Origin of the sequence: Kineosporia sp. R_H_3, from assembly GCF_002198675.1 — a bacterium.
In the GTDB taxonomy this organism is placed as follows: domain Bacteria; phylum Actinomycetota; class Actinomycetes; order Actinomycetales; family Kineosporiaceae; genus R-H-3.
Genome location: NZ_MWLL01000158.1, coordinates 24,446 through 34,321, shown reverse-complemented (window position 1 = coordinate 34,321; position 9,876 = coordinate 24,446). Strand labels below are relative to the sequence as shown.

Sequence of the window (9,876 nt, the reverse complement as noted above, 5' to 3'; positions counted from 1 at the left end):
CCGATGCCGCCGCCGACGGCGCCGCCCGCGTCGTCGCCGTCGCGACCGCCCCCCTCGAGGAGGTCTCCCGGTGAGCGCGCACCCCGCCCTCCGGCTGCTGCCCGCCCGGCTGCGCCGCGACCCGCTCGTGCGTGCGCTCGTCGCCCTCGACCCGGACCCGCGCCGGGTCCTGCTCGCCGTCGCCGCCGGCACCGCGGCCCTCGGCTGCGCGGTCGGCCTCATGGCCACGTCGGCCTGGCTCATCGCGCGCGCCGCCGAGCACCCGCCCGTCCTTTACCTGCAGGTCGCCGTCGTCGCGACCCGGGCCTTCGGCATCGGCCGCGGCGTCCTGCGGTACTCCGAGCGGCTCGTCGGCCACGACGTCGCCCTGCGCGGCGTGGCGGCGCTGCGCGAGCGGCTCTACGTCCGGCTGGCCGCCGCCGACCCGGCGACCGCGGCCGGGCTGCGCCGCGGCGACCTGCTCGCCCGCGTCGGCGCCGACGTCGACACCCTCGCCGACCTCGTCGTCCGCTCGCTCCTGCCTTTCGCGGTCTCGGTCGTCACCGCGCTCGCGTCCGCCGCCCTCGTCGCATGGCTGCTGCCGCCGGCCGGTCTCGTCGTCGGCGCCGGGCTCGCCGTGGCCGCGCTCGTCGCGCCCTGGCTGGCGGCCGTCGGCGCCCGGCGCGCCGAGCGCGGCGCCGCCCGGGCCCGCAGCGACTCCAGCGCCGAGGTCCTCACGCTCCTCGACGGCGTCGCCGAGCTCACCGTCGCCGGCGCCGTCCCGGCCCGCGTCGAGCGGCTGCGCGGGCTGGACGCCGTCCTCGCCCGCCGGCTCGACGAGGCCGCCGGCCCGGCCGCCGCGGCCGTCGGCCTCAGTACCCTGGCGACCGGTCTCGCGATGGTCGCCGCGCTCGTCCTGGGCATCCAGGCGATCACCGGCGGCACGCTGCGCCACGTGCTGCTCGCGGTCGTCACCCTGACCCCGCTCGCGGCCGCCGAGGCCGTCACCGGGCTGCCCGCGGCCGCCACCGGTGTCGTCCGGGCCCGCGCCGCCGCCGAGCGGGTCCTCGCCCTCCTCGACGCCCCGGCCGCGGTCGCCCCCGCGAACGGCCCCGCAGAGGGAGACCACCCTGCGGTGGCAGGCGGGTCCACCGCGGAGGACACGGCGACCCCCGCGGCGGGGACCACGCTCCCCCGCCCGCACCTCGTCGCCGACGGCCTCGCCTGCGGCTGGCCCGGGGCGGACCCGGTGCTCACCGGCTTCGACCTCGACCTCCCGCCCGGCCGCCGGGTCGCCGTCACCGGCGGCTCCGGGTGCGGCAAGACGACCCTGCTCCTCACGCTCGCAGGGCTGCTGCCGCCGCGGGCGGGCCGGCTCCGGGTCGCCGCCGGGGCGGGCGGGCCGCAGGTCGACCTCGCCGACGTCGCGCCCGCGACCGTCCGGCGGACCGTGAGCTTCACCGCCGAGGACGCCCATGTCTTCACGACCACCGTCCGGGAGAACCTGCGCGTCGCCCGGCCCGACGCGGACGACGCCGAGCTCGACGCGGCGCTCGACCGGGCCGGGCTGGCCGCCTGGCGCGCGGGTCTGCCCGACGGCCTGGACACCGTCCTCGGCTCCGGCGGCGCCGGTGTCTCCGGCGGCGAGCACCGCCGGCTGCTGCTCGCCCGGGCCTTCCTCGTCGGGGCCGGCGTCCTGCTCCTCGACGAGCCCGGTGAGCACCTCGACCCGGCGACGGCCGACGACCTGCTCCGGGACGTCCTCGGCGCGGGCCGGGCCGCGGCGTCCGGACCGGCGGTCGTCGTCGTGACCCACCGGCTGGCCCCGCTCGCCGCGGCCGACGAGGTCGTCGTCCTCGACGCGGGCCGGGTCGCCGCCCGCGGGACGCACGCCTGGCTGCTCGAGCACCACGAGCCCTACCGGGACGCGCTGGAGGCCGAGTCCGGCCTCGTCGGGACGACGCCGTGACGTCGTCCGGTCGGGGCGCGGCGGCACCGCCGGCCGGGTTTGGAATGATGCCTGCGTGACAGAGCCCGCGAGCCCGCCGGTCCCCGCCTCCACGGCCGTCGACCGGCGGCTGCTCGACGCCGTCGTCGCCGTCGCGGACGGGCTCGAGCTCGACCCGACGCTGCGCCGGATCGTCCGGGCGGCGTCCGACCTGACGAACGCGCCCTTCGCGGCGCTGGGCGTCCTCGGCGACGACGGCCTGCACCGCGCGTTCGTCTACACCGGGATCGACTCCGAGCTCGCGCACGCGATCGGCCACCTGCCGCGCGGGCACGGCGTCCTCGGGCACATCACCCGCGTCGGCCGCGCCGTCCGGGTGTCCGACATCGGCGAGCACCCGGCCTCCATGGGCTTCCCGGCCGGGCACCCGCCGATGAAGAGCTTCCTCGGGGTGCCGGTCGGCATCGGCGAGCGCGTCGTCGGCAACCTCTACCTCGCCGACAAGACCGGTGGCTTCACCGCGGAGGACGAGGACGTCGTCGTGGCGCTGGCCGCCGCGGCCGCCGTCGCCGTCGAGAACTCCCGGCTGTTCGAGGACGCCCGGCGCCGCGAGGCCTGGCTCGCCGCGGCCCAGGAGGTCTCGACGGTCATGCTCGAGGGCGCCGAGGAGGACGAGGCGCTCCCGCTCATCGCCCGCCGTGCCCGGGAGGTCGCGGGCGCCGACGTCTGCGGTCTCGTGCTGCCCGGCTGGGAGGGCCAGTGGGTGCTCGAGGTCGCGGACGGCGAGCACGCCGACGAGCTCGTCGGCATCGTCATGCCCGAGGACGGCCGCGCGGTCTCCGTCGTCCGGTCCGGGCGGGGCGTCCGGGTCGCGGACCTGTCCCAGCAGCGGACCCTGCGCGTGCCGGCGATGCGGCACTGGGGCCCCGCGCTCTACGCGCCGCTCGTCGCGGGCGACGAACGGGCCGGCGTCCTCGTGCTGCTGCGCCGGATCGGCGCCCGCGAGTTCACCGACGACGACCTCACGACCGCGCAGACCTTCGCCGGCCAGGCCGCGCTCGCCCTCCAGCTCGCCGACGGCCGGCGCCGCTCCGAGGAGGCCGAGATCCTCGAGGAGCGCGCCCGGATCGCGCGCGACCTGCACGACCTCGTCGTCCAGGAGCTGTTCGCCATGGGCATGCGGCTGACCCGGCTGCGCGGCACCCTCGACGCCCGCAGCCTCGGGGACGTCGACCTGTCGCTCGAGAGCCTCGACCGCGTCGTCCGGCAGATCCGGTCGACGATCCGCGCGCTGCGCGACCCGGACGAGGTGACCGGTCTCGTCGAGCGGCTCCACAGCGAGGCGAACCGGGCGCACAACGCACTGGGCTTCCAGCCCGTCCTCACCGTCGTCGACGACGCCCTCGTCGACGCCCAGGTGCCGCCGGACGTCGCGGACGACGTCATCGCCGTCGTCCGCGAGGGCCTGTCGAACGCGGCCCGGCACGCCCGCGCGAGCCGGGTCGAGGTGACCGTCGCCGTCGACGCGGGCGTCCTCGTCGTCGAGGTCGGGGACGACGGCCGCGGCGTCGACCCGGGGACCTCGCGACGCTCGGGCCTGGAGAACCTCGGCGAGCGCGCCCGCCGGCACGGCGGCGGCTGCGAGGCGCGCCCGAACGGCACCGGCGGCACCGTCCTGCGCTGGACCGTCCCGCTCGGCGGCTGAGACCGCCCGGGGTCGGCAGGGCCCTGGCCCGGCCGAACCTTCCGAGGCTCAGGCCTCGGAGGTGTTCCAGCCCGTTCCCTGGCGGTGCGCGGCGACCCACGCGGCGGCCTGCGTGCGGCGGCGGAAGCCCATCTTCGCGAGGAGCCCCGTGACGTGGTTCTTCACGGTCTTCTCGGCCAGGCCCAGGCTGTCGCCGATCTCGCGGTTCGACAGGCCGTCGCCGATGAGCTCGAGCACCTTCTTCTCGGTCGGCGTCAGCGCGTCCGTCGGGTCGGTGTGCTGGGCCCGGCGGCGCGCCAGCGCCCGCTCGTCGAGCAGGTTGCGGCCCGCGGCGACGGCCCGGACGGTGTCGGCGATCTCGGTGCCGCGCACGGTCTTGAGCACGAAGGCGGAGGCCCCGGCGTCGAGCGCGGCGGCGACGGCGTCGTCGTCGTTGAACGAGGTGAGGACCACGCACCGGATGCCCGGGTGGTCCTCCTTGAGCTTGCGGACGAGGTCGATCCCCGTGCCGTCGGGCAGCTTGAGGTCGACGACGGCGACGTCGGGCCGGACGGCGGCCGCGCGGCGGACGGCGTCGAGCACGGTCCCGGCCTCGGCGACGACGGTCAGCGTCGGGTCGGCGTCGACGACGTCGACGACACCGCGGCGGACGACCTCGTGGTCGTCGACCACGAGAACCTTGATGGTGCCCTCGGTTTCCACGAGGCCAGGCTATCCATACCGCCGCGGGTTGGGGCGGTATGCCGGGCCACGATCCGCAGGCCCACGTGTGACCGTCACCAGAAGTGCGACGGACGGCGGCCGTGTCAGGGACCCAGGTCCCGGGTCGCCGGCCCCCGGGTCACCAGTGCGCGTTGCGCGGGACGCGCTGGCAGACCGGGCAGGAGAACGACGAGCGGTTCATGAACGCGTCGCGGCGCACGAGCGCCCCGCACCGCGGGCACGGGCGGCCCTCCTGCCCGTAGACGGCGAGCGAGCGGTCGAAGTACCCGCTCTCCCCGTTGACGTCGACGTAGAGGCTGTCGAAGCTCGTGCCGCCCTCGGCGAGCGCGGCGGTCATGACGTCGCGGACGTGCCCGAGCAGCTCGAGCGCCGCCGGCCGCGGCAGCGTCCGCGTCGGCCGCGCGTAGTGCAGCCGCGAGCGCCACAGCGCCTCGTCGGCGTAGATGTTGCCGACGCCGGACACCAGGGTCTGGTCGAGCAGCGCCCGCTTGAGGCCCGTGCGGCGTCCGCGCAGCCGGGTCGCGAACCCGGCCGGGTCGAACGAGGGGTCGAGCGGGTCGCGGGCGATGTGGACGACGGGCGGCGGCACGAGCGGCTCGGACGGCGTCCACGTGGCGTGCGCGGCGACGTCCCCGAGGCCGCCGGCCCCGGCGGGCAGCCCGTCGGGCGTCGGCACGAGCGGGACGACGGACAGCCCGCCGAACATCCGCTGGTCGACGAACCGCAGCTCGCGGCCCGCGGCGTCCCCGGCGGTGTCGAGCCCGAGCCGGACCCGCAGGTGCCGCTCGTCGGGCGCGCCGACCGGCTGCAGGACGAGCTGCCCGCTCATCCCGAGGTGCGCCATGAGGGCCTCGCCGGAGTCGAGGGCGAGCCAGAGGAACTTGCCGCGGCGGACGACGTCGAGCACGGTGCGCCCGGCGAGCCGGTCGGCGAAGTCGGCCGGCCCCGGCAGGTGGTTGCGCACGGGCCGCGGGTGCAGCACCTCGACGCGGCCGATCCCGGCACCGGTGACCCAGCGGGCCAGACCGCGCCGGACGACCTCGACCTCGGGGAGCTCGGGCACGTGTGCGGGACCGTCAGCCGGCGTTCGCGCCGTCCGGCTGCGGCCGGTACAGCGGCTCGAGCAGCTGGAACGCCGCGGAGGCGGCCTTCTGCTCGGCCTCCTTCTTGCTCTTGCCGCTGCCGGTGCCGCGCGCCTGACCGGCGACGATGGCCGTCGCCTCGAACTGCTTGGCGTGGTCCGGGCCCTCCTCGGAGACGGCGTACTCGGGCACGCCGAGACCGGCGGTCGCCGTGAGCTCCTGCAGGCTCGTCTTCCAGTCGAGGCCGGCCCCCATCGCCGCGGACGACGCGAGGAGCGGGTCGACGAGCCGGTGCACGAAGGCGCGGGCGACGTCGATGCCGTGGTCGAGGTAGACCGCGCCGATGAGTGCCTCGAGGGTGTCGGCGAGGATCGAGGACTTGTCCCGGCCGCCGCTCGTCTCCTCGCCGCGGCCCAGCAGGAGGAAGGCGCCGATGCCGAGGCGGCGGCCGATGTCGGCCAGCGCGCGCATGTTGACGACGGCCGCCCGCAGCTTGGCGAGCTGCCCCTCGGGCAGGTCGGGGTGCCGGGTGTAGAGCGCGTCGGTCACGACGAGGCCGAGCACCGAGTCCCCGAGGAACTCCAGGCGCTCGTTCGTCGGCAGGTTGCCGTTCTCGTACGCGAAGGACCGGTGGGTCAGGGCACGCACGAGCAGGCCCCGCTCCAGCGTCACCCCGAGGGTGGTCTGGAGCGGGACCAGGTCGGCCGGGTGCGCGTCGCCCGTGGGCGTGCCGGCGGGCGCGCTCACCGGAGGCCGTCCTTCATGCCTGAGGAGATCCTCAGAGGTCCTTGACCTTGCGACCCTTGTACTCGAGGTACAGCGGGGTGCCGGCCGAGTCGGTGACGACGCGGGCCCGGTGGGGCTGCGCGTAGGTGGTCTGGCCGCCCTCGACGGTCGCGGTGAGCGTCGTCGGGGTCGCCTTCCACTGCGAGCGGCGGGACCGCGTGTTGCTGCGGGACATCTTCCGCTTCGGGACGGCCACGGTCAGCTCTCTTTCTGGTCGTCGTGCACGTCGTCGGAGCCCGTTCCCGGGGTGGGAACGATCCCCTGCAGCGCCGCCCACCTCGGGTCGACGCTCTCGTGGTGGTGGTCCGGGTCGTCCGCGAGCCGCGCCCCGCACTCGGAGCACAGGCCCGGGCAGTCTTCCCGGCACACCGGCTGGAACGGCAGTGCGAGCACCACCGCGTCCCGCAACGCGGGCTCCAGGTCGATCAGGTCGTCCTGCAGCTCGCGCAGCTCGTCCTCGTCGTCACTGCCCTCGGGCGAACGGCCGGGGTACACGTACAGCTCCTGGAGGTCGACCTCGATCTCTTGGTCGACGTCCCCCAGGCACCGGACGCACTCCCCGGTCGCGCGCCCCCGGGCCGTACCGGAGACGAGCACCCCTTCCATCACCGCTTCGAGCCGCAGGTCCAGCTCGAGGTCGGTGCCTTCCGGGACCCCGATCACGTCGGTGCCCAGGTCCACCGGGGCAGCGATGGTCCGCTGCACCCGCCGCATCGTTCCGGGGCGCCTGCCGATCTCGCGGGTGTCGAGAACCGTGGGCGACCGGGGGTCGAGGCGGATGATGTGCTCCTGGGACTGTGATGATCGAGGCATTCCGGCCGCGCGCGTGCAGCGACGGGCCAAGGAAAGACAATAGTGCACCTGTCGCGCTGCCCCAAACCGGGCGTCGATGCGGCCCGGGTCAGCCCCGGCCGGCGAGCCGGTCGAGCAGCCGGGGCAGGACGACGTCCGGCACGAGCCCGCTCACGTCGCCGCCGTGCGAGGCGACCTCCTTGACGAGGCTGCTCGAGACGTGCTCGAAGCGCGGGTCGCCGGGCAGGAAGACCGTCTCGAGCCCCGTGAGGTGCCGGTTCATGAGCGCCATCGGCAGCTCGTAGGCGAAGTCCGTGCCCGAGCGCAGCCCCTTGACGACGGCGACCGCGCCGACCCGCCGGCAGTAGTCGACGAGCAGGCCGCCGTCGACGAGCTCGACGGTGAGCCCGTCCGGCAGCGACCCGTCGGCCCGGCCGAGGTCGGCGGCCAGGCTCGCGACAATGAGCTCGACCCGCTCGGGCGGGGCGAAGGTGCCCTGCTTCGCGGGGTTGGACAGGACCGCGACGACGACCTCGTCGAACAGGGCGGCCGCCCGGCGGACGACGTCGACGTGCCCGTTCGTCACGGGGTCGAAGCTGCCCGGGCACACGGCCCGGCGCGGTCCGGCGTGGGGCGACCCGTCCTGCGGCCCGTCCTGCGTCATGCCGCGAACGTAGCAGCGCGACCGGGCGCGACGGCAGACCCGGTCGGCGCCGGCGCCCCCGTGCGGCACCTCGCGGTGCGCCGTCCGGGTGAACGGTCCCGCCCTCGTCGGCCCGGCACCTCCAGAGGCCGCCGCAGGAGCCCGACGAAGAGGACGTTCCACTCCTCGAGCGAGTCAGAGGTCCACGATGCACCCCCGCCTGTGGTCGATCTCCCGCAAGCTTCTCGCGCTGTCCCTCCTCGGCGTCGTCGTCGCGGTCGTGATCGGCGGCACGAGCTGGGTGAGTGCACGCCAGCTGCGCAACGACACCGTCGCGGTCCAGCAGCTCACCGCGGCGGACCAGTCGCTGCGCGACCTCGACATGTTCGTGAGCGACGTCCAGGTCGCCGTCCGGGACTCGCTGCTCGCCGTCACGCCCAAGGACCGCGAGACCGCGGCCGCGGACTTCGCGGCGACGTCGGAGGAGATCGACGGCGCGCTCCGCGCGCTCGACGCGGTCCCCCTGACCGGTCCGGCGCAGGCGGCGACGCAGGCCGAGATGACGTCCTACGCGCAGTGGCTCGAGTCCGTGCGGACCGCGCTGCCCGGCCTGGCCAAGCTGACCCCCGGGACCCCCGAGGCGGTCCAGGCGCTCGCCGACCAGCTGGAGTCGGGCACCGCGATCGAGACGGCGGCCGTGCAGGCCGGCGAGATCGTCGGCAAGCAGCTCGACGCCGCCGTCGCGTCCCAGCAGGCCACCCAGACCCGCCTGCAGTGGACGATCGGGATCGTCCTCGCCGTCGGCGTCGTCGTCCTCATGGCCCTGTCGCGCTGGATCACGGTGCTCATCACGCGCCCGATCGGCCAGCTCGCCGAGGCGGCCGACCGGCTCGCCGCGGGCGACACCGACTTCACCGTCGACACGACGGGTGTCGACGAGGGCGGCCGCGCGCTCGCGGCCGTGGACCGGACCCGGACGAACATCGCAGCCCTCATCACCGACGCCGGCTCGCTCGTCGAGGCGGCCGGCGAGGGCCGGCTCTCCGCGCGGGCGGACGCCACCCGGCACCAGGGCGGCTACCGCGCCGTCGTCGACGGCATCAACCGCACCCTGGACGCCGTCACCGGCCCGCTCGGGGACGTCACCGGCGTCCTGCGCTCGCTCGAGAAGGGCGACCTGACGGTCACCCTGGACACCCCGTACCGCGGTGACCTCGAGCAGCTGCGCGGCACCGTCAACGCGACCGTCGCCCAGCTCGCCGCCACGGTCGGCGAGGTCGTCTCCGCCGCCGACCAGCTCGTCGGCGCGGCGCGGCAGATCTCCGGTGCCTCCCAGTCGCTGTCGCAGTCGACGACCGAGCAGGCCGCGAGCGTCGAGGAGACGAGCTCGAGCGTCGAGCAGATGTCGGCCTCGATCGGCAACAACAGCGACAACGCCAAGGTCACCGACGGGATCGCGACCACCGCGGCGACGGGGGCCCGCGAGGGCGGCGAGGCCGTGCAGGAGACGGTCGAGGCGATGAAGGCGATCGCGGCGAAGATCTCGATCATCGACGACATCGCGTTCCAGACGAACATGCTCGCGCTCAACGCGACGATCGAGGCCGCCCGCGCCGGCGAGCACGGCAAGGGCTTCGCGGTCGTCGCGACCGAGGTCGGCAAGCTCGCCGAGCGCTCCCAGGTGGCCGCGCAGGAGATCGGCCAGCTCGCCACCGACTCGGTGCACACCGCCGAGCGGGCGGGCGGCCTGCTCGCGGAGATCGTCCCGAGCATCAAGCGGACGTCCGACCTCGTCCAGGAGATCGCCGCGGCGTCCGCCGAGCAGACCTCCGGCGTGTCCCAGGTCACCAGCGCGATGTCGCAGATGAACAAGGTCACCCAGCAGAACGCGTCCTCCAGCGAGGAGCTCGCGGCGACGAGCGAGGAGATGACCGGCCAGAGCGCGCTGCTCCAGGACCTCATGGACTTCTTCACGGTCCCGGGGGCCCAGAAGCGGGTGAGCACCGGACGGCCCGCCGCGACCCGCCGTCCGCCGGCCCAGCGCGTCCAGCACGCGCCGGCCGCCGCCGGCCCCGTCTTCGACGAGGTCAAGTTCGACAGGTTCTGACCGGCCCACGGCCTCGGCGGAACCACCGCCGCCCCTGCGACGTCGATCGACGTGCCGCCCCGGACCCGACTCGGGTCCGGGGCGGTCCGCACTAGAGTCGGCGCGAGGACC

At 75.7% G+C, this 9,876-nt stretch carries 9 protein-coding genes; 3 read left to right on the top strand and 6 right to left on the bottom strand.

The annotated features are described in order from the left end of the window. The first annotated feature begins 70 nt into the window (after window positions 1–70). Together cydC and ECOMGDLI_RS16530 are read left to right on the top strand one after the other, a co-directional pair. Entirely contained in the window at window positions 71–1,948 is a 1,878-nt protein-coding gene (gene cydC, locus ECOMGDLI_RS16535) for a thiol reductant ABC exporter subunit CydC (protein ID WP_198954926.1), read from the top strand. 55 nt (window positions 1,949–2,003) lie between these two features. Beyond that, window positions 2,004–3,632 carry a GAF domain-containing protein gene (locus tag ECOMGDLI_RS16530; protein WP_088317959.1) on the top strand — a complete coding sequence of 543 codons (1,629 nt, stop codon included), beginning with the start codon at window positions 2,004–2,006 and terminating at the stop codon, window positions 3,630–3,632. 48 nt (window positions 3,633–3,680) lie between these two features. Here ECOMGDLI_RS16530 and ECOMGDLI_RS16525 read toward each other — a convergent pair whose 3' ends face one another. The 6 genes from ECOMGDLI_RS16525 to coaD all read right to left on the bottom strand — a co-directional run bounded on the left by ECOMGDLI_RS16525 (window position 3,681) and on the right by coaD (window position 7,679). Beyond that, entirely contained in the window at window positions 3,681–4,334 is a 654-nt protein-coding gene (locus ECOMGDLI_RS16525; protein ID WP_088317958.1) for a response regulator transcription factor, read from the bottom strand. Between the two features lie 139 nt (window positions 4,335–4,473). Continuing rightward, window positions 4,474–5,418: a bifunctional DNA-formamidopyrimidine glycosylase/DNA-(apurinic or apyrimidinic site) lyase gene (gene mutM / locus ECOMGDLI_RS16520; protein ID WP_088317957.1), complete on the bottom strand. Its 945-nt coding sequence runs from the start codon at window positions 5,416–5,418 to the stop codon at window positions 4,474–4,476. Window positions 5,419–5,431: 13 nt separating this feature from the next. Further along, entirely contained in the window at window positions 5,432–6,184 is a 753-nt protein-coding gene (gene rnc, locus ECOMGDLI_RS16515; RefSeq protein WP_088284057.1) for a ribonuclease III, read from the bottom strand. A gap of 31 nt (window positions 6,185–6,215) precedes the next feature. Further along, the gene (gene rpmF / locus ECOMGDLI_RS16510) at window positions 6,216–6,419 is read right to left on the bottom strand and encodes a 50S ribosomal protein L32 (protein WP_088284059.1); all 204 of its coding nucleotides are present in this window, start codon (window positions 6,417–6,419) and stop codon (window positions 6,216–6,218) included. Window positions 6,420–6,421: 2 nt separating this feature from the next. Continuing rightward, the gene (locus tag ECOMGDLI_RS16505) at window positions 6,422–7,036 is read right to left on the bottom strand and encodes a DUF177 domain-containing protein (protein WP_088317956.1); all 615 of its coding nucleotides are present in this window, start codon (window positions 7,034–7,036) and stop codon (window positions 6,422–6,424) included. A gap of 88 nt (window positions 7,037–7,124) precedes the next feature. Beyond that, entirely contained in the window at window positions 7,125–7,679 is a 555-nt protein-coding gene (coaD, locus tag ECOMGDLI_RS16500; protein WP_088317965.1) for a pantetheine-phosphate adenylyltransferase, read from the bottom strand. Window positions 7,680–7,866: 187 nt separating this feature from the next. On the opposite strand from coaD, the gene ECOMGDLI_RS16495 reads away from it, so the two are divergent. Continuing rightward, window positions 7,867–9,765 (top strand): methyl-accepting chemotaxis protein, encoded by a 1,899-nt coding sequence (locus ECOMGDLI_RS16495; RefSeq protein WP_198954925.1) that lies wholly within the window; start codon window positions 7,867–7,869, stop codon window positions 9,763–9,765. The last annotated feature ends 111 nt before the right edge of the window (window positions 9,766–9,876 follow it).

Excerpts from the sequence above, each read along its gene's own strand:
- ECOMGDLI_RS16495 (WP_198954925.1), top strand. The coding sequence starts at position 7,867 with ATGCACCCCCGCCTGTGGTCGATCTCCCGCAAGCTTCTCGCGCTGTCC.
- coaD (WP_088317965.1), bottom strand. The coding sequence starts at position 7,679 with ATGACGCAGGACGGGCCGCAGGACGGGTCGCCCCACGCCGGACCGCGC.
- ECOMGDLI_RS16505 (WP_088317956.1), bottom strand. The coding sequence starts at position 7,036 with ATGCCTCGATCATCACAGTCCCAGGAGCACATCATCCGCCTCGACCCC.